The following is a 22,819-nucleotide window of genomic DNA, read 5'->3' on the forward strand; positions in this document are numbered from 1 at the left end:
TCAGTAACATTGCATGAGGATTTCCGCTTCTTCAAACCGCTTGGCTCGGAGCGCTTCGGTCGGAATCAGGAAATAAAGGATGCCGGCGTCACCGAACATGATGTCGAGTTCTTCGCTTGAATCCATTTGGAATAAGAGAAACGGGTCACCGAATCGTTCCCCATGCGTCTCTTCAATCTCTTCAAACACATCATGTTGCACCTCGTCCGGATGCCCGCCTACCGCATGTGCCTCGTCCTCATCGAATAACTCCTCAAAAGCGGCATATTCATCCTCGCTCATCAGATCAAACAAGTCGTGATCGTTCTGCGCATAGCCTTCTTCGAATGCGACAGCCCTCTCGTTGAGTGCTTCACCGACGCGGACCCGTTCAAGCGTCGTCGCTTCTGTATAGAAGACGCGCCAAAGGTGACGTTCGTCCGCGTCACCCCATGGTTGTTCGTCCAAATCATAGAAGAACGATAACACCCCTTCTTTCGGAAGCGCTTCGACTGATTCAAATCCAGTGAAGTCACTCAGGCGGAACTGTGCCAACAACGTCAAGTTCTCTCCAGGATGGTCCGAGGCACTCGGTAAATCCGGATAGCCGCCAAATTTTGAGTGACCGATTGAGACTTCTTCCCGTGTCGTTCGGGGTACGAGCTTCAAGTTGACGCGCTTCGTAAACGCCGCCAAGATGTCACCGCCCTGTTCGAGCCCGTGTTGATCAATAAACTGTTTGATTGATTGAAGTTCCATTCGAACACCTCTTTCGGATATGATACAAATAGTCTACCATACCGAACATATGTACCCTTTATCATTTTTTATACAACCTTTATCTTGACCGCATGGATGAAACTTGAGAAAATGCATACGTTTTGAACGTATTCGCGAAAGGATGGTATATATGCAACTCTTTATCAAATGGATGATCGGCCTTTCGCTCTTATTCGGGTTAAGCGCGTTCGGCAACTGGATTGTCGCCACACTCGAATGGAAAGTGCCTGGAAACGTCATCGGGATGATGCTGTTATTGATATTGCTCATGACAAAAATCATCCGAGTCGAATGGATCGAGGACAGTGCCGGCTTCCTCACGAAACATCTCGCTTTCTTCTTCATCCCAATTGCGGTCGGCCTCATGTCGTATAGCGGTCTCTTAAAAGCAGAAGGGATTCCGCTATTTCTTGCCTTGATTGTCAGTCTATTTGTCGGACTCATCGTGACCGCTCTCATCTCCGGAAGACGAGGTGAAACGTCATGACATTACTTTGGGTACTCGTCACCATCGGCGTTTATCTCGTCAGCCGCAAACTGTCCTTCAAATGGGCGTCCCCGTTCACGAACGTCGTCTTCTTGAGCACAACTATTTTGATTGTGACCCTCCTTCTTTTTGAGCAACCATACGACGTGTATGAACCGGCCAAAGATTTAATCACGATTTTACTCGGTCCGGCGACCGTCGCCCTTGGTCTGCCGCTGTATCGTAACTTGCCGACGCTCCTCGCACGCGCACAACGCGCCCTGAGCGCAATTATTGCCGGTACCGTCTCGACGATTGTCGTCGCAGTCCTGATCGGCACGGCGCTCAAACTGACGGACCAGGTGCTCATCGGGCTAGCGGTCAAATCCGTCACTGCTCCGATTGCGCTCGAACTGGCAAAACAGCTCCAAGGAGACGCGGCCCTTGCCGCCTCCATCACTGTCGCCTGTGGCATACTCGGTGCCATGTTCGGTCCGCTCATGTTGTCGCTCTTCAAAGTGACCGATCCGTTCACGCGAGGACTCGCACTTGGAACAATCAGCCACGGCATCGGCACGGCTCAAGCCGCGACGGAACATCCGCTGTCCGGGGCCACCGGGGGCGCGGCGATGGGCCTGTCCGCCATCTTCACGTCGTTTTTGTTGCCGTTTCTCCTGCCGTTCCTTCTTTAAAAAAGGCCAGCACCCTTGTTTCATACAAATTGAGTAAAAGTAGAGGCCTTAGCGCCTCTCTTTTTATTTTCAAACAATTTCGATACTTCTCAAAACGGCTCTCATGCTACACTAAACGAGAACAGATTGATTAGAGGAGGCAGACCATGCAATCGAAATTAATTGAACGTTTAATCACGTATGCAAAAATTGATACACAGTCCGACTTCACGAGTGAGACGACACCGTCGACGGCGAAACAATGGGATTTGATTCGCCATCTCGAGGCTGAGTTAAAAGCGATTGGACTCGAGGACGTCGAGACGGATGACTATGGCTACTTGTTCGCCACCCTTCCGAGTAACGTCGACCATGACGTACCGACGATCGGCCTGCTCGCCCACGTCGATACGGCGACCGACTTCACCGGGACGAACGTCAACCCGCAACTCGTCGCACATTACGAGGGCGGCGATATCGTCTTGAACGAGGCGCTCCAAGTCATCTTGTCGCCGCGTGACTTCCCGGAGCTCGATGGCTACGTTGGACATACACTCATCACGACAGACGGCACGACGCTGCTCGGTGCCGACGACAAAGCCGGCATGGCCGAGATCGTCACCGCGGTCGAATACTTATTGGCCCATCCGGAAATCCCGCATGGCCCGGTGCGAATCGCCTTCACACCGGACGAAGAGATTGGACGCGGACCACATAAGTTCGACGTCGCCCGCTTCAACGCCGATTTCGCCTATACGATGGACGGCGGCCCGCTCGGTGAACTGCAATACGAGAGCTTCAACGCTGCCGGCGCCACGGTCACGTTCCATGGGACGAACGTGCACCCGGGCAGCGCCAAAAACAAGATGGTCAACTCGATGAAATTGGCGATGGCGTTCCACAACCGCCTCCCGGCCGATGAGGCACCGGAACATACGAGCGACTATGAAGGCTTCTTCCATCTGAACGGCTTCTCTGGCGACGTGGAGACGACGACGCTGCAATACATTATCCGCGACCACGACCGCACAAAGTTTGAGGCGCGCAAAGCGTTGCTTGAAAAGCTCGTCGTCGAATGGAAACAGAAGTACGGCGAAGCGCGCATCGACTTGAAAATGGACGATCAATATTACAACATGGCCGAGAAAATCGAGCCGGTAAAACACATCGTCGACACCGTCGCCGACGTCATGCGCGAACTAGGCATCGAACCGAAAATCGAACCGATTCGCGGCGGGACGGACGGTTCGCAACTGTCGTATATGGGACTCCCGACCCCGAACATCTTCACCGGTGGCGAGAACTATCACGGCAAGTTCGAGTACGTCTCCGTCAATAACATGGAAAAAGCGACCCACGTCATCATCCAGACGCTCCGTACGTTCGCTGAACGCGCGCGAGCATAACACATGCGCCTCCAATCGTTCTCTTCTAGAATAGAGACATTGGAGGCGATTTTTTATGAAGCATACGTTTCAAATGAACCTCGACTGGACCGGCGGACGCAACGACGTCGGAACGATCGAGGCCGAACGGTTAAAGACACAGATATCGATTCCCCCGGAAATGGACGGGCCCGGCATCGGCACGAACCCGGATGAGATGTTGCTCGGTGCTGCGGCGACCTGCTATATCATCACACTTGCGGCTATGCTCGGGCGAAGCGAACTGCCTCATCAAGGCATCACGATTGACGCCGAAGGCATCGTCGACGTGACGAACGGTGTCTTCACGTATGAGACGATTCGCTACACGACACGTATCAACGTTCCAAAAACGGCCACAGATCGCGATATCACGCTCGTCGAACGAATCGCCAAAAAAGCGAAGGATGGCTGTATGATTTCACGCGCCTTGGCCGGCAACGTCGCGTTCGAACTCGACACGACGGTCACGCGCGTCGTCTGACGATGTATCGCTTTGTATCTCCCCTGCAGGAAGGGGTCATCCTGAAACGCCGCAATCGGTTCGTGATGGACGTATTGCTCGGCGATACTGTCGTCGCCTGCCACTGTCCGGTCACCGGTCGCATTGGCGACCTCGTCTTCGACGGGGTGCCTTGCCTCGTCTCAGCGACGGACGACCCGCGACGGAACACCGCCTTCACAGTGGAGGCCATCTCGATCGACGCGGACCGACAATGGATTGGAATTCATCAAGGCCGCGTCAACGATTTCGTCGAACATTGGTTGCGGACGAACGTGATTTCAGCTTTTCCTTCTCCGAAACATGTGGAACGAGAGAAAGTCGTCGATGCGTCACGAATCGACTTTAAAGTCGATGGCACTTATATCGAAGTGAAAGCACCTCTAGCCGAGTTGTTCGTAACGCCTCTCCCCCGCTTTGAACGGCGTGCGGTGACGAGACCGATCGAGACCGAACGGTTGATTCGACATCTCGAGACACTCATTGCGACGTTGCCGAAAACGGGTCGGGCCGTCTTGCTGTATGTTTTCTTATATGATGCGCCCATCTTCACCGGCAACCCGAATCGGAAACACGACTTACGAATTCGGCAGCTGATTCGCGACGCAATCGCGGACGGACTTGAAATCTGGCAAGTGAATGGCGAGGTGTCTACGGAAGGGATTCGTTTAACCCACTGTGTCGAGACGACGCCTCATTTCAAGTAAAAAAGCCATCAGCGATGGCTTTTTTACTGTAATAACAGTGGGGTCACGTACGCCTCGATGATTGCAGAGATAGCGAGGAGCGGAACTGCGATGACGAGAAATGTCTTCACGCCTGCCACGAACAGCGCCTTGAACGTGACGTCGGTCTCTTTCCCACGTAGTTTTTTCCAGATGTAACGGTTGAGCGACAACCCCATCGCCGCTCCGAGCAAGATGGCCGAGATTTCGGTGATACCATGGGGCATTATTCCGAGCACGATGACCCGGATCACGGACTCGCCGGCAAACCCAACGAGCATGGCGACCAGGCCGATGACCGCGGCGTTGATGACGACGAACACATACGGGATGAAGAGCGGGATCATTCCGAGCAGGAAAGCGAGCAACGTGACGCGCGTATTGTTCACGAATAGGGCGATCATCGTCTCGCGTGCGCTCGAATCGAACGTCAATCCTTGTGATTCAAATGATTCGCCGAGCTGAGCTAAAATTTCGTCCACTTGTTCAGGGGCGATGACGGCCCTGAATAGAAAATACGACCCGATGCCCGTCACGAGGAAGATGACCCAGAGCCGGAAGAAATCTCGGCTGTAGTAGTTTGACCACGCTTCTTTCAGCGAGAGCGTTGTTTTCATGGCTGATTCCCCCTTTCTTCTCTATACGAATCAGGCTGCTGTTTGTTTCATGTTTACCCACGACTGCGCGTTTTCAAAAAACGTGATACAATACACGTCGTAAACTAATCAGAAAAACGAGGGATCCTATACATGATTACAGTAAATAACGTAAGTCTCCAATTCGGTGGACGCAAGTTGTTCGAAGACGTGAACATCAAGTTCACACCAGGCAACTGCTACGGCTTGATCGGCGCGAACGGTGCCGGGAAGTCGACATTCTTAAAAATTCTTGCCGGTGAGCAAGAAACGACAACAGGTGACGTCAGCTTCTCACCTGGCGAACGCCTCGCCGTCCTCAAGCAGGACCATTATGCGTACGAAGATCAAGCGGTACTCGAGACGGTCATCATGGGCCACGAGCGTTTGTATGAAGTCATGAAAGAGAAAGACGCCATCTATATGAAAGAAGATTTCTCTGACGAAGATGGTATGCGCGCTGCTGAACTCGAAGGCGAATTCGCTGAGATGAACGGTTGGGAAGCCGAATCAGAAGCTGCCATGGTCCTTCAAGGACTAGGGATCACGGATGCATCACACCACAAGCTCATGAGCGAGCTCACAGGTGGCGAGAAAGTCAAAGTCCTCCTTGCTCAAGCATTGTTTGGCAAACCTGACATTCTTCTCCTCGATGAGCCGACGAACGGTCTTGACCTCAAAGCGATCCAATGGCTCGAAGAGTTCTTGATCAACTTCGAGAATACCGTCATCGTTGTATCCCACGACCGTCACTTCTTGAACAAAGTCTGTACGCACATGGCCGACCTTGATTTCGGGAAGATCCAATTGTACGTCGGGAACTACGACTTCTGGTACGAGTCGAGCCAACTCGCTTCGCGTATGGCCAACGACCAGAACAAGAAAAAAGAAGAGAAAATCAAAGAACTTCAAAACTTCATCGCCCGTTTCAGCTCGAACGCCTCGAAGGCGCGTCAAGCGACGTCGCGTAAGAAGTTGCTCGATAAAATCACGCTCGACGATATCCGTCCATCATCACGTCGCTATCCGTTCGTCGGTTTCTCAATGGAACGTGAAATCGGGAACGACGTGCTCTACGTCGACAACGTCTCGAAGACGATTGATGGCGTAAAAGTACTCGACAACGTCACGTTCTCACTCAACAAGACGGACAAAGTCGCATTCGTCGGCCGTTCGGACGTTGCCATTACGACTCTATTCAAAATCATCATGGGCGAGATGGAACCGGACACGGGTACGGTCAAATGGGGCGTGACGACGACACAGTCGTACTTCCCGAAAGACAACTCGGAATACTTCGAAGGCTCGGATAAGAGCATCTTGGATTGGTTACGCCAGTTCTCACCAGCCGACGAGTCGGATACGTTCCTTCGCGGTTTCCTCGGTCGTATGCTCTTCTCAGGCGAAGAAGTCATGAAGAAAGCATCTGTCCTCTCAGGGGGAGAGAAAGTGCGTTGCATGCTCTCGAAAATGATGCTCTCGAACTCGAACGTCCTCGTCCTCGACGATCCGACGAACCACTTGGACCTCGAGTCGATCACAGCGCTCAACAACGGTCTCGAAACGTTCAAAGGCGTACTCCTCTTCAGCTCGCATGACCATCAGCTCATCTCGACGATTGCCACGCGCATCATCGAAGTGACGCCGAACGGGATTGTCGACAAAGAAGCGACGTACGACGAGTTCCTCGAGAACGAATCGCTTCAACAGCAAGTCGAGTCACTCTATCAGAACGCATAAGAAAAATCGATCGGCCGCGGCCGATCGATTTTTTTATTTGACCTCGACCGTCTCCATGATATGTTCATGGATGTCGTGTCCTTTCGTCACGTGGACTTGAACGTTGTATATGCCTGACTCTTTGAATGTATGCTCACCTTCATAGCTTCCGCCTTCCGTTTCATCAAGCTTCACCCAGTCGTGCTTGTCCGCTCCGTCTTTGAACACTTCGAGTTGGACGTCCGCACCCGTCAACGCCTCATGCTCAATTTCGACGTTGACTGTGAACGGTTGGACTTCATTGGCGACAGCTTGAGTCGGATCAAGGACAATGTCTGCTCCCGCGTGGTTGTGATGGTCTTGCTCAGCTTCAGCCTCAGCCTCGGCCGCCGTCTCCGGATGGCCGACCGTCACGTTCGTCGTCGGCATCGTATGCATCGAACGGGCCGTCACATGGACTTGCACCGTGTAAACTGCTTCTTCGACAAACGTCGTCTCCGCCTCGTAGACTCCATCTTCTGTGAGCGACGCTTTCGTCATCTCACTCTCTTCCTTGGCGCCATTTTTCCAGACCTCGAACTTAATCTCGTCGGCGTCATCGACCGCTTTCCCGTCTTGTGTGACGCGAACTGCCAATGTGACTGCCTCGTCTTTATCTGCCGAGGCCGGCACGTTCAATTCTGCTTCCACCGGTTCCATCGACTGCACCGTCTCCGTACCACTGGTCGTTTCATCGGCTCCGCACGCCCCAAGGACGAACAGACCGACGAGACCAAATGCCACCCCGAACCGTTTCATTGATTTGCTCATGTTGAATCCCCCTATTTAATCGCTTACATTCTTCACACATTGTTCATGATAGCACCCTTTTTTAGGAAATGTGTGAGGATTGTGTGATATTTGACACGTTTGTCACTCATAAATTGAACACAAAATTTGAGGGTCGTTATCCAAAAATTCCTTTCCCTATTTTTAGAGTTAGACGATGTTTACCACTAAAAGGGGGTATATAAAATATATATGCAGCTCAATATATGGAAAACCTTAACATCAAGATACATACACCTAAGAATGGAGGCGAAACCAAAATGAAGAGCAAGTTCGTACGTGTATTGATGGCCTTGTTGATCATGCTGGCACCGTTAGTCGCTTATCCAAAATCGGCTGACGCCGCCGCTTCGAAATTCATCACGAGCGTGAACACGACGAGTAAAGTCGTCGCGTTGACGTTTGATGACGGAGCGGATGGTGCGAATACGAACAAAATTTTGGACATACTTGCCAAGAACAACGTCAAAGCCACTTTCTTTTTGACTGGATCAGGCGCCAATAACCATCCTCAATACATTAAAAACATCGCCGCTAAAGGTCACCAACTCGGTAACCATTCGTATACCCATCCAGACTTCACAAAGTTGACCGCCACGCAAATGAAATCAGAACTTGATCGGACGGAAGCGCTCATTAAATCGCTTACTGGCAAAACGACAAAACCAATCTTCCGGGCACCGTTCGGCGCCGTCAATAGCGCCGTGTTGAGCGGAGTCGGCGCTGCCGGCTACGGTTATACGATTCAATGGAACATCGATACGATTGACTGGAAAGGACTGACTGCTAGCCAAATCAATACGAAAGTACAGGCAAACATCAAACCAGGCTCAATCGTCTTGATGCACACCGGTGCCGGTGCACCAGGTACACCGCTCGCCTTGCCGACAATGATTTCTCAGTTGAAAGCGAAAGGCTACAAGTTCGTCACCGTCTCTCAACTGCTCGCTTACCAAAACACATCGACTAGCAAGACTTACACCGTCAAATCAGGTGATACGCTCTACAGCATTGCTCGGGCTTACGGTGTCACTGTCGCTGCGCTCGCTGCCGCCAACAAGATCACGAACTACAACTTAATTTCTGTCGGACAAGTGCTCGTCATCCCGGGTACGATCGTCACACCACCACCTGCGACGACCGTGAAATATACCGTTAAGTCAGGCGACACACTCTATAAGATTGCGACGATGTATAACACGACTGTCGCTAAAATCGCGGCCGCCAACAATATTACGAATGTCAGCTTGATCAGTGTCGGACAAGTGCTCACGATTCCGCGCTAACCAAAAAGAAGTGTCCGCCGTTTTTGGGAGACACTTCTTTTATGTGCCGAGACACTCGTCGACCATCGCGACCGCGACATGCGCATCGTCAACCCCGTGGACGAGGACTCTTCCGTCTTTGAACAAGAGCATCCGATGATTCCGCCATCGCCACTCCAACGTGAACGGGGTCTGCTTCACGGCGATGTCCGCACGCTCAAGTAGATGCGCGATCGGGTCAAGCCCTTCGATGGAACGACGGACTTGGACGACGTCACGACCGCATAGAAGCGCTGTCTGCTGTCGACTTGAAACGAGACTCGGGTAGTCATTGGTCTGGCAAGACGGACAAACCACGTCAACGAGCCGGGCGACATCGAGTCGCTGTGACTGATTCTCCCACATGTCTTCAATCAACAGTCGGCGCTCCATCTGTTCATGACGCCCCGTCAAATATTTCAACGCCTCAACGGCTTGACGGCTCGCCACGTGTTGCACGATGGGAGCCACCACCCCCGCTGTCGCGCACGTCTGTCCGGCTATTGGCAAATGACGCATGAGACAACGAAGACACGGCGCTTCTCCCGGCATCACCGTGTAGTTCATGCCGTATGCTCCAACGCAAGAGGCAAACAAGAACGGAATGCCGCGCTCGAGTGCGAAATCATTCAATAGAAGACGTGTCTCGACGTTATCGGTTGCGTCCAAGACGAGATCAACGGGCGGCAAAGGCCGAAGCCAATCCCACGAGACATCGGCGATTTGCGCGTCCAACTCAACGTTTGAGTTGATGGCCCGCAGGCGTTCGAGCGCCGCGACCGCTTTCGGCGTCTCGGCACGTGCGTCCTGTTCCGTATAGAGCGTCTGTCGTTGTAAGTTCGTCACCTCGACATAGTCGCGGTCGACGAGGATAAGTGAGACGCCGGCCCGAACAAGTTGATCGCTCACGGCCGCCCCAAGCGCACCGAGACCGACGACGAGCACTCGTTTCTCCATCAGACGTTCTTGGCCCTCCACTCCGATGCCGTGGAACCGGGCTTGCCGCGCGTAACGTTCCGGGATATGTGTCATCGGACATAGTCCCCTGACTTCCCGCCTTGTTTCTCAAGCAAGTACGTCGGTCCGATGACGATGCCTTTATCGACCGCTTTCGTCATATCGTACACGGTCAATGCGGCGACCGATGCGGCCGTCAATGCTTCCATCTCGACACCGGTATCGCCTTTCGTCTTCACGAACGACTCGATGATGAGCTGTGTCCCGTCCCATTCGAACGTCAAATCGACTTTTTTCAAGGCGAGTGGATGACACATCGGGATGATGCGGCTCGTCTCTTTGGCGGCCATGATGCCAGCCACTTGGGCGACGGCGAGTACATCCCCTTTTGCAAGACCACCGTCCGTGATGAGTTGTTTGAGTTCACCGCTTAGTTCAACTGATGTACGGGCCCGAGCAGTACGTGTCGTTTCCGGTTTATCCGAGACATCGACCATCCGCGCCCGCCCTTGGTCGTTCATATGTGTCAATTCCATCGTTTACCCTCCGCTCACCATTGGGATGACGGCGACCGTGTCCCCGTCTACAACCGTGTATTCGTCCGTCTCATAACGCTCATTGACCGCGAACATGAGACGTTCCGCTCCTGACACGCCCCGCTCGGCCAAATCCGCTCGCAAGGCGGCGATTGTTTGTGGCGCTGAAACGTTATAGGACCGGACCGCCAACTCTTCTGCCACATGGGCAAAACATAATACCTCAATCATGTGTACGTCACTCCTTCCGGGCGTCCTGGGTGTTGTTCTTTTTGATCACCGATCCATTTCGTGCCGTCGGTCCAATGCTCCCGTTTCCAAATCGGGACAATTTCTTTGATCCGTTCGATGGCGTAACGATTCGCCTCGTACGCGTCGGCGCGATGGGAAGAACTCGTCGCGATGACGACCGCTTCTTCCATGATATCGAGTCGTCCAATCCGGTGATGGATCGCCGTCAACGCACCAGGCCAACGTTCCGCCACTTCTGTCGCGATCTGTTCGAGCATCTTCTCGGCCATCGGCACGTATGATTCATACTCCAAGAGTTCGGTCTGCTTAGAACCAGTCATTTCTCGCACCGTCCCGATAAACAGCACGACCGCCCCGACGTTTCGGTGCCGGACCGTTTCGTAAAGTGCCATCGGTTCGAGCGGATGTTCATTCACTTGATACCATTTCATCCTCCATCCACCTTTCCACTAAACGCATCAACCGGTCCTTGTCTGCCACGGAATCTCCGCGTGCGATCACGTTCGTCACATCGACCGGTTGTTCATGCCCGTCTCGCACGAGCACCACTTTCGGATAGTCTTTCTGCTTGTAGCCTTCGATGAGCACGATGTCGACGTGCGCCTCGTACCAGGTGAGGAGCAACTCAAACGTGTCGACCGCTTGCCACTCGATCAACGTCCCATCTTCACCGATCACACTCGATAGCACGGCACCGGCCAACGCGTGACGATGTGAGTCCGTCATCGGCAAGTCGAACGACCCTCCGTGACCGTGGTGTTTGATGACGCCGACACGGAGCCCCGTCGCCGACAAGCGTGCTGTCAGCTCAGAAACGAACGATGTCTTACCGCTATTTTGATAGCCGACCACTTGTAAAATCAAAGCTGATCGATGATTCGACATCGCACCGAGTCCCCTTTTTGAAACCCTCTCGTCCCGCCTGGCAGATGAATCAACGCGTTACACGTCGCGAGCGAGGAGACGATGCCCGACTTGTCTTTCCCGCTCGGATGAACGACCGTCTGCCCGGTCGCATCAATCGTCACATGTCCACGCACGAACCGGTCGAACGGATTCGGTTTCGGGAAATCGACACCGAGTTCCGCCAAAATGACAGGTCGCTCCGCTTGCCCGAATAACGTCTTCATATACGTGCCGACAAACAGTTCCGTGCCAACAAAACACGCCGACGGATTCCCGGATAATCCGAACAACAACCGATTTTCGACGTGCGCGACCGTCGTGACGGACCCTGGCCGCATCCCAACTTTATTAAACAGCACTGTCGCCCCGAGCGCGTCATACACATCCGGTAAATAATCAAAATCTCCGACCGATACCCCGCCTGTCGTGACGATGGCGTCACTTGTTTGAAGTGCCTCGGCAATTGCTTGCTTCGTCGAAGCGAACGTATCCGGCAAGATGCCGCCATATGTCGCCGCGCCACCGAGTGCCTCGATTTGAGCGAGAATCATATACGCGTTCGAATTATAGATTTGCCCGTCGGCTTTTTTCTGTCCCGGTTCGACGAGCTCATCACCGGTCGCAAACACGGTGATGTGCGGTTTTACGTATACGTCGACCTGCTCATACCCGAACGTAGCGAGCAAGGCGATGACGCCCGGATTAATGCGGGTGCCTCGGTCGACGATATTCGTCCCCGTCGCCATATCTTCCCCGCGATAGGAGATATTGGCATCTCGGGCCGGTCGTTTGAACGTCACGACTCGTTCATCTGCTTGTACGAGTTCGAGCATGACGACCGCGTCGGCTCCGGCTGGAATTTTTGCCCCGGTCATGATGCGAATCGCTTGGCCCTCGCGTAACGGTTCTCCGACGTGCCCGGCTCCCTGAACGTATTGAACGGGCAAGGTGACCGGTTCATCGCGGCTCGCTCTCAACAAATCCGCGGACCGGACAGCAAAACCGTCATACGGGGATTTATTAAATGCCGGAACGTCATGCGTCGCAATGAGATCCATCGCTAAAATCCGGCCGTTCGCTCGATACAACGGTACCGTTTCCGTCCGACCTTTCCCCGTCGCTTCTTGGACACGGATGACCGCCTCGTCAACGGCGAGCGGCTTACGAAACAGGGTCGACACCTTCTCCATCACTTCACTTCCTTTCCTAGCACTTCTTCATAATCACTCGGTGTATTCACATTCTTAAACCAGTCCCGTTCAGCAAACGAGACGATTGTCGCCTCTGTCAAGTGAGGCATGACCGCCCGTTCGCCTCGACGTAACGCGGCTTCAAACCGGGACATCATCGAGCGGGGGTACAAGGCGATGAGCGGATGGATGCGATCGTCGGCGTAGGCGACAACTGGCTGATTCCCTCGTTCCATCGCAAGCCGTTCATAAACGGTCGGCGGCAACAAAGGTGTATCACACGCACAGACGGCGTACCACTCACTCGGGACGTGCCGCATGACGGTAACGATGCCGGCGAGCGGCCCCATGCCACGCCATTCTCTGTCATCTTCGAGTTGATAGGATGTCATCGACTGTCCGGCCGGCACAACGCTCCATTGGGACGTCGTCGTGGTACTAAGCGTCTGTCGGGCCCGGTCTTCAAACGAGACGTCCTCATAACGGGCTTTCCATTTTGGAGACCCGAACCGACGTGACTTCCCACCCGCCAAGACGATGCCAATCATCGTGTCGCTTCCCAGACGATATGGGAGAGCTCGGGGAGAATCAAGCGGGTCATCGCCAAATCGACGGCGCCGCGCGATCCTGGCATCGAGAAGATAATCGTATCCCCGATTCGTCCGGCGAGAGCACGCGACAACATCGCCGCCGGTCCAATATCTTCCGTGAAACTGACGTAACGGAACAGTTCGCCGAAGCCGACCATCTCCCGGTCGAGCAGCGGTCGAATCGTCTCGATGGTGACGTCCCGTTTCGTGATGCCCGTTCCCCCGGTCGTCAAGATGACGTCCATTTTTTCGTCGACCATTCGTCTGACGGCCGCCTCGATTTCAAATGGGTCATCTTTCGTGATCTCGCGGTACGTGACCGTGTGCGCTTCTTCTTTTAACAACGTACAAATATGTTCGCCTGACACATCCGTATCGAGTGTGCGCGTATCCGAAATCGTCAAAATCGCGGCCCGGACACGCTGTGTGTTTTGATGTACATGATTGTGTGCTTGCATCGTCTTCACCCTCCGATATAACTCATTTCAATCCGATTGCGTGTTCGGCTCCCCGTTCGCGACCGTTCTTCCGAATAGCGGTCGTCCCGTACTTCCCATACCATTTTCAATGTCATGGCAATTAATTCATCGCTCGCCCCGCTACGGAGCAGTTCACGAATGTCAGTACCGTCTTCTGCGAACAGGCACGTGTACCATTTACCGTCGCTCGATAGACGCCCTCGCGTACACGTTCCGCAGAAAGGTTGGCTGACCGAAGAGATGAAACCGACTTGCGCCCCATCCGTGTAACGGTAACGTTGCGCGACCTCGCCGAGCGCTTCGGGCGCGAGAGGTTCAAGCAAGCCGTTCTGTTGGCGCAGCACGTCGAGAATCGATTCAGACGACACGACGTGTTCGACGTTCCACTCGTTTGCCGTGCCAACGTCCATGAACTCGATGTAACGGAGCGTGATGTTCCGTTCTTTGAAATACGCCGCCATCGGAGCGACTTCATGATCATTCCATCCTTTCCGGACGACCATGTTCACTTTCACTTCGAGTCCTTGTCGTTTCGCCTCATCGATTCCCCGTAACACCGTCTCGGGCGACGTGCCGCGTCCGTTCATCATCCCGAACGTCTCGGCCGATAAGGCGTCTAGACTGACGTTGACCCGGTCAAGCCCGGCTTGCTTCAACGCTTTCGCCATCCGTTCTAAATAGACGCCGTTCGTCGTCAAGCCAATCGTCTCGATGGTCGTGACCGCACGAAGACGGCGAATCAATTCATCAAGATTCGGTCTAAGTAACGGTTCACCTCCGGTTAGGCGCACTTTTTTGACGCCATGCGGGGCGATGATGCGAACGAAGCGCTCAATCTCGTCAAACGATAGCAACTCATCTCGCTTTAAAAACTGGTGGTGGCGAAACGCTTCTTCCGGCATACAGTACCGGCAACGAAAGTTGCATTTGTCAATGACTGAGATGCGTAAGTCTTCCAACGGTCGTCTCCGTCGATCGGTCCATGGGGTCATCTTGATTCATCCTTTCTATCTATCAACGACAGCAGGGACCTTCACAGTCCCCACTTCGGATTGTCAGCGAATCGGCTTTTCAGCCCCGCTGCGCAAGTAATAATAAATTGTAGTGACGATTGAAATTGCATAGAGTCCGAGCATGACGAACAACGCACCGTTGAACGAACCGACGAGTTCAAGCGACCAGCCGAACATCTTCGGAATGAAGAATGCGCCGTAAGCGGCAAACGCTGCCGAGAATCCGACGACGGCCGGTGTCTTCGTCGCCACGAACACGTGGGGAATCATCGCGAACGTCGCTCCAGAGTTGAGTCCTGTTGCGATGAACAAGACGACGAAGGAGATGAAAAACATCGTCAAGTTGCTGTTAGTGATGGCCATGATGACACTGATCGTACCGAGCGCCATGATTCCGAACACGATTAATGTCACTTTGGCCGCCCCGATCTTATCACTGATCCAGCCTCCGAACGGACGCGAAGAGGCGCCAAGGAATGCACCGAGGAAGGCGAGCGCCATCAAGTCCGACTCAGGGAACTTCAACTTCAAGATCATCGGGAACGCTGCGGCATATCCGATGAAAGAACCGAACGCCGCCGTGTAGAGCAACGTTTGAATCCAAAAATGTTTGTCTTTGAACACGCTCGCCTGTTCACGAAGCGATTGACGTGCGGTCGGTAAGTTATCCATGAACAAGTACGCGCATACTGTCAACACGATGGTCGGCACGACCCAGAGGAGTGCAGCATTTTGTAACCAAATCTCTTCCCCAGTCTCAGTCACGAGGGCGTTCCCGCCGATGAATCCAAAAATACTTGTCGTGATGACGAGCGGTGTGATCAATTGGACGAGCGAGACACCCAAGTTCCCGACACCCCCGTTAATCCCGAGTGCCGTCCCTTTTTTCGCTTTCGGATAGAACGCGCCGATGTTGGCGTTTGATGACGAGAAGTTTCCGCCGCCAAGCCCGCAAAGCGCGGCCAAAATCATGAACACCCAATACGGCGTATTGACGTTTTGTACGGCGTAGGCGATGCCAAGGAGCGGCAATAACAGAATCGATGTCGAGAAAATCGTCCAGTTCCGACCGCCGAAGATACTGTTTGCGAATGTATAGAAAAAGCGCAACGTCGCCCCGACGAGTCCAGGCAGGGCGGCCAACGTGAACAACTGGCCTTGCGTAAAGCTAAACCCGATCGAGTTCAATTGGACGGCCGCGACCGACCACATCTGCCAAACGATGAATGCAAGCGTCAGCGCCGGGACCGAGACGAGTAAGTTTCGATTGGCGACTTGTTTTCCCGTCCCTTCCCAAAATCCAACGTCCTCTGGTTTCCACTCGGCGAGTGCGTGTGACCCTTTGTCTACTTGTTGCATGGTCTATTCCTCCTCTTAACGTTTCAATTCGTACCCTAATCCCATCCTATCGGCCGCCCATTTAAAAAAGTGTGCCTTCTTTCACACTTATTTCGCATCTTAAGTTTTTTTCTCACCCTGTCATCAATCTGTGACAAAATCGCCTATCTTTTGTTTCTGTGACATTGAACACAGAAAAACCCTCCCCGCTTCCTTACGATAAGGAATAGAGGAGGGATTATTATGTCACATCTTATTCGAATCCACTGTGCGCCCGAAGTTCGCTTGGCGCTACAACCTTATTTCTTCAGTCAAGACGGGGCTCACGTGTTCCGTGTTTTCGGCGTCGCGATCGCTGAAGCTACGTTCACTGAGACCGGGCTCGATATCACGTTCCCACTTGAAAGTCCGCTAGAAGAACTAGAAGCGTTGCATAACTTGCTCGTTCGGATTGACAGCCACCACGACGTGACGATTGATGACGCGCAGGCAGTCATCGGCTACTTAGGAGACGGAACGACCGTCACCGTCTATCGCCATTTCAAACGATGGCTCGACTTCTTATCCGCTGCGCGTGTCCGTTCGATGGAAGGCGTCGTCGTCGAGGTCCGCGCCAACGGAATCAAACTAGCCGAAGGCGTACTCCGGTCTTACGAGTTGGTGGAAGATGGCGAATTTTATGTATCGGCCTGTACAATCGAGGCCGATGGGTTAGAGCATTTTGAAGGCGAGCTATCGCTTGCCGCCGTGATGTGATCAATCGATGACACAGACCGAGATTGGGCAGTCCTCACAATGATTGAGCAGTTTCAACCGGTCGAGATCATGGATAATGATTTGACGGGAAGGGAGCGAAAGGACCCCTTCTTGTGCGAGCTCGTTCAACATGCGGTTCACACGTTCACGTGACGTCCCGCAATAGTTGGCGAGCTCTTGGTTTTTCAGTTTTAAATCGATGAGAATCCCATCTTCGACTTCAACCCCATAGCTGTTCGCCATGCGAATGAGCGTTGAGTAAAGCGCTCCTTTTTTTCCGTTCAACACCAAGTCTCGAAACTTCGTGTGCTGCTTTCGCATATGTTCATTGATCATGACCATGAACTCACGGACGAACTCTGGATTTGATGACAAAATCATCGTTTCAATCCGTTCGATTTTCACCGCATAGATTTCACTGTCTTCTAACGCTTTCGCATTAAATAAATATTTTGGTTCGATTGCGAACAACGTCAACTCTCCGCAACAAGCCTCAGCGCTTAAACAGCGTAACGTCAATTCTTTTCCGTTTTCCGTCAATTTCGAAATTTGGATGAGTCCGCTCTTTACAATATAAAATTCAGACGCGTCTTCTTGTTCTCGAAACAGAAAACCACCTTTTGGGACATGAATGATTCGATGTGCCAATTTTTTTGTTTCCTCGAGCACCATCGCTTTACTTGAATGAGCCATTTCCACCGACCTTCCTTAAAACACGTTGCGCCATATGAAAGCTTGCCTTCATTCTAAACACAAACCCCCTCGAAACGCAATCAACATTTGGAAGCGTTTCAAGGGGAGGACTATTCTTTCGTACGATATTCAATTTTTTTCCAATATCGATATAATAAGCCGATCAATCCGACATTGATGACGGCGATGATCATATACAGTCGCATCGAGGCATGGTCATATACCATGTAGCTCTCAATCGTATATTGCAAGAGCACCATGTTCGTCGCGAGCAAGACGACCAATCCGATTAAACTCCAACCGTTACGCCCCATGGTGAATCTCTCTTCCGACCGCAAAGATTTTCCCGTTCTCGATCTCAAGCAAGATTTTAGGGAGTTCCCGCTGCGGCGGTCCCGACTGCGGTTGACCGTCGACGCTGAAGTAACCGCGGTGGCACGGACAGAGAAGGACATCTTCTTCTTCCACATAAAACACCGGACACTGCAGATGGGTGCATTTATTGTTATAGGCGACAAACTCGCCCGTCTTTAAATGAACGAGCAATGATGGTTCCGTACCCGGATATTCGAATTCGAGTGATTTCCCCCGTTCGAGCGCGTCAACCGTGGTAATGAACTGACGGTCGGTTCTCGGCTCGCTTCGAACGAAGGCCGCGATATTGAACGGAACGGTCGCGAGACCGAGCGCGATGCCTGCGCCAAACGTCGATTTGATGAACGCCCGGCGGTTCAATTTCACATCATCAGCGCGGCTCAAGTTGTCAACGAGTGAGGATAGACGTTCCCGGTCTTTTGATTCATTTGACATAAGTCATCTTCCTTTCCATCTCAATCGGAATAGACGCCAAAGAATTCAGGGACGTAATTCCATTTATCGTCTTGCGAAGGCTTTTTCCCTTCAATCATGTTCATTTGGACGCGTTGACGACGAAGTTGCATCATCTCATCATGGTCGATGAAACGAATCGCATCCGACGGACATACTGACGCACACATCGGCGCGATATCATGCTTCGAACGGTCGTAACACATGTCACACTTGTACATCTTGTTCTTCTCAAAGTCGAACTTCGGAATCCCAAACGGACAGGCGAACGTACAGTTGCGACAGCCGATACATTTTTCTTCGGAAGCTGATAACACGACGCCTTCTGGCGTGATTTGAATCGCATTGGCCGGGCAAACTTGAGCGCACGCCGGGTTTTTACATTGCATACAGATCATCGGGAACGTCTGACGGTTCTCCGAGAAATCGATATAATCCACATAGTTGCGCTCGAGACCCTCGTGGTCCCCGCATTCGCGGCAAGCTGCCTGACAGGCCCGACAGCCGATACAACGTTCAAACTCTAAATACATGACCTTATTCATTTCGTATGAACCTCCTCATCCATGACGTGACAGCTCGTCGCAATCGCATGGTCCGCCATGAACGGCACGCTTGATCCGAGCGGGACCGTCAACGGATTAATGTGTAACGGGGTGTTGGCCGGTAACTTTTTCATTTGTACCGCACATACCTTGAACTCCGGCATGCGTGACATCGGATCGAGACACGGGTTCGTCAATTGATTGATGGCGAGCTCCTTGCCCCAATGATAAGGGACGAAGACCGTATCTTTTCGAATCGCCTTCGTCAAACGTGCTTCGACGACCATCGATCCGCGACGTGTGCGGAGTTCGACTTTGTCGCCCGTTTGAAGGCTATAACTTGATGCCAACTCCGGATGGATCTCCACGAACGGCAGTTTTGACATCGTGCTCAAGAAGTCGACACGGCGCGTCTGATTGCCCGACAAGTAATGGAAGACGACCCGACCTGTCGTGAGCGTGACCGGATATTCTTCATTCGCATATTCACCGGCTGGCCGATACGTGACGACGGGCAAATTCGCTTTTCCGCTCGCCGTTCCGAACCGTTCTTTGAACATCGTCGGTGTGCCGGGATGATCTTCGGACGGACATGGCCAAAAGACACCATACTCGTCGTCGATTCGTTCCCATGTGATCCCTGAGTAGTCAGCCGCTCCGCCTTTCGTCGCGATACGGAATTCTTCCCAAATGTCACGCGCCGTCTCATACGGGAAGTACTGTCCGCGTCCCATCCGCTCAGCGATCCGCTTCATGATTTCCCAGTCCGGGAGCGATTCCCCGAGCGGTTCGCGCACTTTCCGGATCCGAATGACACGACCTTCTAGGTTTGTCGTCGTTCCTTCGTCCTCGGCCCACGAACAAGCCGGTAAGACGACGTCCGCGAACTCACAAGATTCCGACATGAAGAAGTCACTGACGACGAAGAAATCGAGTTTGTTGAAACTGTCCCACACGTACGGGAGGTTCGGTGCCGACACGGCCGGGTTCGAGCACATGAGGTGCATCGCCCGAATCGTCCCCGCTTGGATCTCATCGAACATCTCGAACGCGGAGACGCCTGGTTTTGGCATCTCGGAAGGATCGATGCCCCAGACGCCGCTCACATATTCGACGGCTTTCGGGTCCGTTAACTTCCGATAACCTGGTAACAGGTCTGCTTTTTGTCCGTGTTCCCGTCCTCCTTGGCCATTCCCTTGCCCCGTCATCGTAGCGACGCCTGAGGCGAACTTCCCGATCATACCGCGCAGGAGTGCCATCGACGTGTAGAGCGAGACGTTATCGACGCCTTTTGATTGTTGCTCGACGCCACGGGCGAACAACATGACCGACCGTGGACTCTTCCCGTAAATATGACCGGCCTTCTCGAGTTTTTCGATGGCGACACCGGTCACCTCACTCGTTCGTTCAAGCGTCCAGTCTCGGACCGACGCTTTTAATTCTTCGTAATTATCGCAACGCTCATCCACGTACGCTTGATCAACATAATCGTGTTCGACTAAAAAGTTGAGCAATCCCATCGCAAGCGCCGCATCCGTCCCTGGTTTTAAATCGAGATGGACATCGGCGACACGCGCCATCGGAATCTCGCGCGGGTCGGCGACGATGATTTTCGCGCCTTTGTCTTTCGCCTTCCATATATGTTGCGTCGTCGTCGGATGACATTCGGCGATATTCGAACCGGCGACAAAGAATGTGTCGACGTGCTCGAACTCCGTCCACGGAAGCGTCGCTCCGCGGTCAATCCCGAGTGTCTTTAAGAAACCGCCGGCAGCTGACGACATGCAGAAGCGACCGTTGTAATCGATGAACCGTGTGCCGAGTGCGACCCGGGCATACTTCCCGACAAGGTAACATTTCTCATTCGTCATCGAGACGCCGCCGAAGACGGACACCGCATCTTTCCCATGCTCTCGTTGAATGCGTTTAAAGTTCGCTTCGATCACGTCGAGCGCTTCTTCCCATGTCGCTTTTTCAAACTTGCCGTTCCGTTTGATGAGCGGAGTCATGATGCGGTCCGGATGTTCGATCGTTTGATAGGCCGTGACGCCTTTCGGACAAAGTTTTCCTTTGTTGACCGGGAAATCGTAGCGTGGTTCAACGCCTTTGACGGCCCCGGTTTTCTCATCGACCCGGATATGCATGCCGCACTGCATGCCACAGTAACAACAGTGGGTCGTGATCAACTTTTCACCCGGTTTGATTAAATTCTGTACTTCTGGCGACGTTAAAAAGTCACTCATCGTCTTCCCCTCCATAGAACGTTTCCGCTCTTCGTTTTGAAAATCCACTGACGTGATAGCCGTTAATCGTTTGAAGCGGATAATGCATCCCGTCACTTCCGGGCCGTCCGAGCGCCGAATCGAGCCGGGCCCGACGACGACAGGCGTGACAGAGGTCTTGGACCGTGTGCGCCGCATCGACTTTCACGAGTTGGTCCGACCCCTCGAGCAATTGTTTCACTTGTTCAATCTCTTCAAGCGTGCCGGTCGGTTCGCCGCACTTAACGCACAGGTGTCTCATCTTTTGCCTCACCTTTCGTCTCCTTCGGTCGGCCGAATCCTGGCATCGACATGCCGGTGTTCGTATCGACCGGGTGTGTCGGTAACTGTCCGTTCATCAAGTTCAATTGCATCTTCACACGCATCGAACGTCGACACGGTTGGCAGTAATCGGAGAGCTGGGTCCCGTCACTGAGCCCGAGCTGGATCGTCTGTGCTTGCAAAATCGCTTGGACGTCCTCGACTTGATTATCCGTCGCATAACGTGTCCCGCACCCGGCGCAGACACGGGTCTCATCGGCTTCGACTTCCCGGTAGTTCATCGGGACGCTGGCCGCCATCGGTCGGACCGGCAAGTGGAACAGTTTACCGAACGGGAAGTAACATAAAAAGATGATGACGGTCAATTGATGGAACAAGGCGAGCTCGTGATGGATGAAGCCTCCGAAGAATACATACGACACGGTCAACAACAACCCCGAGACAGTGACGATGAGCAACATGAGGAGCGGTAAAATATCAAATTCGAACCGCTGGGTCACTTTCACGTCCTGGTCGTTGATCCGGCGATAGAGTGCCATGAGCACGCCGACGAGCAACATGAGCGCGGTGATGTTCAACCCGTTATAGACGAGCTCCGCGAACAACCCGTGCGCAGCCATCTTGATGGTCGGGATGTTAAAGACGACAATCTGATACGTCTCGATATCAATCAAATCAAACCGCATCCATTGGAACGTCAGCCCGAATGTGATGGCGAACGACCCGAGACATCCCCAGGCAATCAACATATGTTGGGTCCAGCGGTACCAGCCACGTTCCCAGATGAACTTCTGTAAGACAATGTTGTTGACGGTCGTGGCGGCGACGGCCTTGCTGGCCCGTTTCTTCTCTGCCTTCATTTGTTTGAGGCTCCGCTTCAATACTTGCGAAGTGGCCGGCCGTGCAAAAAATAACGTCAAGCGGACGACCATCCCAATCATGCAAATGACGGCGGCGATATAGTAGCCGAACAGCGCCATGTCTACGTGCTCAAATCCTGCCGAGGCGATCCATGTCGAGAGCACCAAGACGGTGAATCCTACGAACGACCACTTTGCGGCGGTCGAATAAAAATAACGATCGGACATATGTGTTCCCCCTTCTCTTTCCGAGCGACTTCATAGTTTCATCATAAAGATGACATCTCGACTTAACTGTTA

The 22,819-nt window shown here is 52.9% G+C and carries 28 protein-coding genes; 8 read left to right on the forward strand and 20 right to left on the reverse strand.

Annotated features, from left to right (window positions below; genetic code table 11):
• Nucleotides 1–738, reverse strand: a complete 738-nt coding sequence (locus DPV68_RS00670) for a YwqG family protein (RefSeq protein ID WP_114164926.1) — start codon at nucleotides 736–738, stop codon at nucleotides 1–3.
• A gap of 151 nt (nucleotides 739–889) precedes the next feature.
• Here DPV68_RS00670 and DPV68_RS00675 point away from each other — a divergent pair, with 151 nt between their 5' ends.
• The 5 genes from DPV68_RS00675 to DPV68_RS00695 all read left to right on the forward strand — a co-directional run bounded on the left by DPV68_RS00675 (nucleotide 890) and on the right by DPV68_RS00695 (nucleotide 4,529).
• Nucleotides 890–1,246, forward strand: coding sequence for a CidA/LrgA family protein (locus tag DPV68_RS00675; RefSeq protein ID WP_114164927.1), 357 nt, complete (start codon nucleotides 890–892; stop codon nucleotides 1,244–1,246).
• The gene (locus DPV68_RS00680) at nucleotides 1,243–1,917 is read left to right on the forward strand and encodes an LrgB family protein (protein ID WP_114164928.1); all 675 of its coding nucleotides are present in this window, start codon (nucleotides 1,243–1,245) and stop codon (nucleotides 1,915–1,917) included. Before DPV68_RS00675 ends, DPV68_RS00680 begins: the two co-directional genes overlap by 4 nt.
• A gap of 146 nt (nucleotides 1,918–2,063) precedes the next feature.
• Complete coding sequence (gene pepT / locus DPV68_RS00685) at nucleotides 2,064–3,302, forward strand: peptidase T (protein WP_114164929.1); 1,239 nt, start codon at nucleotides 2,064–2,066, stop codon at nucleotides 3,300–3,302.
• A gap of 55 nt (nucleotides 3,303–3,357) precedes the next feature.
• Nucleotides 3,358–3,804 (forward strand): OsmC family protein, encoded by a 447-nt coding sequence (locus DPV68_RS00690; protein ID WP_114164930.1) that lies wholly within the window; start codon nucleotides 3,358–3,360, stop codon nucleotides 3,802–3,804.
• A gap of 2 nt (nucleotides 3,805–3,806) precedes the next feature.
• Nucleotides 3,807–4,529: a DNA/RNA nuclease SfsA gene (locus DPV68_RS00695; protein ID WP_114164931.1), complete on the forward strand. Its 723-nt coding sequence runs from the start codon at nucleotides 3,807–3,809 to the stop codon at nucleotides 4,527–4,529.
• 23 nt (nucleotides 4,530–4,552) lie between these two features.
• Here the strand turns inward: DPV68_RS00695 and DPV68_RS00700 are convergent, their stop codons facing one another.
• Nucleotides 4,553–5,164, reverse strand: coding sequence for a stage II sporulation protein M (locus DPV68_RS00700; protein ID WP_114164932.1), 612 nt, complete (start codon nucleotides 5,162–5,164; stop codon nucleotides 4,553–4,555).
• A gap of 132 nt (nucleotides 5,165–5,296) precedes the next feature.
• Here DPV68_RS00700 and DPV68_RS00705 point away from each other — a divergent pair, with 132 nt between their 5' ends.
• Nucleotides 5,297–6,922, forward strand: a complete 1,626-nt coding sequence (locus DPV68_RS00705; RefSeq protein ID WP_114164933.1) for an ABC-F family ATP-binding cassette domain-containing protein — start codon at nucleotides 5,297–5,299, stop codon at nucleotides 6,920–6,922.
• Between the two features lie 33 nt (nucleotides 6,923–6,955).
• Here DPV68_RS00705 and DPV68_RS00710 read toward each other — a convergent pair whose 3' ends face one another.
• On the reverse strand, nucleotides 6,956–7,711 hold the full coding sequence (locus DPV68_RS00710; protein ID WP_114164934.1) for a FixH family protein: 756 nt from the start codon (nucleotides 7,709–7,711) through the stop codon (nucleotides 6,956–6,958).
• A gap of 278 nt (nucleotides 7,712–7,989) precedes the next feature.
• On the opposite strand from DPV68_RS00710, the gene DPV68_RS00715 reads away from it, so the two are divergent.
• Complete coding sequence (locus DPV68_RS00715) at nucleotides 7,990–9,015, forward strand: polysaccharide deacetylase family protein (protein ID WP_114164935.1); 1,026 nt, start codon at nucleotides 7,990–7,992, stop codon at nucleotides 9,013–9,015.
• 39 nt (nucleotides 9,016–9,054) lie between these two features.
• Here the strand turns inward: DPV68_RS00715 and DPV68_RS00720 are convergent, their stop codons facing one another.
• The 10 genes from DPV68_RS00720 to DPV68_RS00765 all read right to left on the reverse strand — a co-directional run bounded on the left by DPV68_RS00720 (nucleotide 9,055) and on the right by DPV68_RS00765 (nucleotide 16,315).
• Complete coding sequence (locus DPV68_RS00720) at nucleotides 9,055–10,065, reverse strand: ThiF family adenylyltransferase (RefSeq protein ID WP_114164936.1); 1,011 nt, start codon at nucleotides 10,063–10,065, stop codon at nucleotides 9,055–9,057.
• The gene (gene moaC / locus DPV68_RS00725; RefSeq protein WP_114164937.1) at nucleotides 10,062–10,526 is read right to left on the reverse strand and encodes a cyclic pyranopterin monophosphate synthase MoaC; all 465 of its coding nucleotides are present in this window, start codon (nucleotides 10,524–10,526) and stop codon (nucleotides 10,062–10,064) included. The genes DPV68_RS00720 and moaC overlap by 4 nt, the downstream gene beginning before the upstream one ends.
• A 3-nt stretch (nucleotides 10,527–10,529) precedes the next feature.
• Nucleotides 10,530–10,757 carry a MoaD/ThiS family protein gene (locus DPV68_RS00730; RefSeq protein ID WP_114164938.1) on the reverse strand — a complete coding sequence of 76 codons (228 nt, stop codon included), beginning with the start codon at nucleotides 10,755–10,757 and terminating at the stop codon, nucleotides 10,530–10,532.
• A complete protein-coding gene (locus DPV68_RS00735) occupies nucleotides 10,754–11,209 on the reverse strand; it encodes a molybdenum cofactor biosynthesis protein MoaE (RefSeq protein WP_114164939.1) in 456 nt (151 codons plus the stop codon). The genes DPV68_RS00730 and DPV68_RS00735 overlap by 4 nt, the downstream gene beginning before the upstream one ends.
• A complete protein-coding gene (mobB, locus tag DPV68_RS00740; RefSeq protein ID WP_114164940.1) occupies nucleotides 11,187–11,663 on the reverse strand; it encodes a molybdopterin-guanine dinucleotide biosynthesis protein B in 477 nt (158 codons plus the stop codon). Before mobB ends, DPV68_RS00735 begins: the two co-directional genes overlap by 23 nt.
• A complete protein-coding gene (locus DPV68_RS00745) occupies nucleotides 11,639–12,874 on the reverse strand; it encodes a molybdopterin molybdotransferase MoeA (RefSeq protein WP_114164942.1) in 1,236 nt (411 codons plus the stop codon). Before DPV68_RS00745 ends, mobB begins: the two co-directional genes overlap by 25 nt.
• On the reverse strand, nucleotides 12,874–13,422 hold the full coding sequence (locus tag DPV68_RS00750) for a molybdenum cofactor guanylyltransferase (RefSeq protein ID WP_114164943.1): 549 nt from the start codon (nucleotides 13,420–13,422) through the stop codon (nucleotides 12,874–12,876). Before DPV68_RS00750 ends, DPV68_RS00745 begins: the two co-directional genes overlap by 1 nt.
• On the reverse strand, nucleotides 13,419–13,922 hold the full coding sequence (locus DPV68_RS00755; protein WP_114164944.1) for a MogA/MoaB family molybdenum cofactor biosynthesis protein: 504 nt from the start codon (nucleotides 13,920–13,922) through the stop codon (nucleotides 13,419–13,421). Before DPV68_RS00755 ends, DPV68_RS00750 begins: the two co-directional genes overlap by 4 nt.
• 5 nt (nucleotides 13,923–13,927) lie before the next feature.
• The gene (moaA, locus tag DPV68_RS00760) at nucleotides 13,928–14,935 is read right to left on the reverse strand and encodes a GTP 3',8-cyclase MoaA (RefSeq protein WP_114164946.1); all 1,008 of its coding nucleotides are present in this window, start codon (nucleotides 14,933–14,935) and stop codon (nucleotides 13,928–13,930) included.
• 63 nt (nucleotides 14,936–14,998) lie between these two features.
• Entirely contained in the window at nucleotides 14,999–16,315 is a 1,317-nt protein-coding gene (locus DPV68_RS00765) for an MFS transporter (RefSeq protein WP_114164948.1), read from the reverse strand.
• A 222-nt stretch (nucleotides 16,316–16,537) separates the two neighbouring features.
• Between DPV68_RS00765 and DPV68_RS00770 the strand changes: the two genes are divergently transcribed.
• Nucleotides 16,538–17,050, forward strand: coding sequence for a hypothetical protein (locus DPV68_RS00770; protein WP_114164950.1), 513 nt, complete (start codon nucleotides 16,538–16,540; stop codon nucleotides 17,048–17,050).
• On the opposite strand, the gene DPV68_RS00775 is transcribed toward DPV68_RS00770, so the two are convergent.
• The 7 genes from DPV68_RS00775 to DPV68_RS00805 all read right to left on the reverse strand — a co-directional run bounded on the left by DPV68_RS00775 (nucleotide 17,051) and on the right by DPV68_RS00805 (nucleotide 22,747).
• Nucleotides 17,051–17,743 carry a Crp/Fnr family transcriptional regulator gene (locus DPV68_RS00775; RefSeq protein ID WP_114164952.1) on the reverse strand — a complete coding sequence of 231 codons (693 nt, stop codon included), beginning with the start codon at nucleotides 17,741–17,743 and terminating at the stop codon, nucleotides 17,051–17,053. It lies immediately after the preceding gene.
• 110 nt (nucleotides 17,744–17,853) lie between these two features.
• Nucleotides 17,854–18,057 (reverse strand): hypothetical protein, encoded by a 204-nt coding sequence (locus DPV68_RS00780; protein ID WP_114164953.1) that lies wholly within the window; start codon nucleotides 18,055–18,057, stop codon nucleotides 17,854–17,856.
• Nucleotides 18,047–18,553: a QcrA and Rieske domain-containing protein gene (locus tag DPV68_RS00785; RefSeq protein WP_114164955.1), complete on the reverse strand. Its 507-nt coding sequence runs from the start codon at nucleotides 18,551–18,553 to the stop codon at nucleotides 18,047–18,049. Before DPV68_RS00785 ends, DPV68_RS00780 begins: the two co-directional genes overlap by 11 nt.
• Nucleotides 18,554–18,573: 20 nt before the next feature.
• Nucleotides 18,574–19,116 (reverse strand): 4Fe-4S dicluster domain-containing protein, encoded by a 543-nt coding sequence (locus DPV68_RS00790; RefSeq protein ID WP_015880388.1) that lies wholly within the window; start codon nucleotides 19,114–19,116, stop codon nucleotides 18,574–18,576.
• Nucleotides 19,113–21,359, reverse strand: coding sequence for a molybdopterin oxidoreductase family protein (locus tag DPV68_RS00795; RefSeq protein ID WP_114164956.1), 2,247 nt, complete (start codon nucleotides 21,357–21,359; stop codon nucleotides 19,113–19,115). The genes DPV68_RS00790 and DPV68_RS00795 overlap by 4 nt, the downstream gene beginning before the upstream one ends.
• Entirely contained in the window at nucleotides 21,352–21,639 is a 288-nt protein-coding gene (locus DPV68_RS00800; RefSeq protein ID WP_114164958.1) for a hypothetical protein, read from the reverse strand. The genes DPV68_RS00795 and DPV68_RS00800 overlap by 8 nt, the downstream gene beginning before the upstream one ends.
• A complete protein-coding gene (locus DPV68_RS00805) occupies nucleotides 21,620–22,747 on the reverse strand; it encodes an MFS transporter (protein WP_114164959.1) in 1,128 nt (375 codons plus the stop codon). Before DPV68_RS00805 ends, DPV68_RS00800 begins: the two co-directional genes overlap by 20 nt.
• Nucleotides 22,748–22,819 lie beyond the last annotated feature (72 nt).

Source organism: Exiguobacterium sp. TNDT2 (assembly GCF_003331145.1).
GTDB lineage: Bacteria > Bacillota > Bacilli > Exiguobacteriales > Exiguobacteriaceae > Exiguobacterium.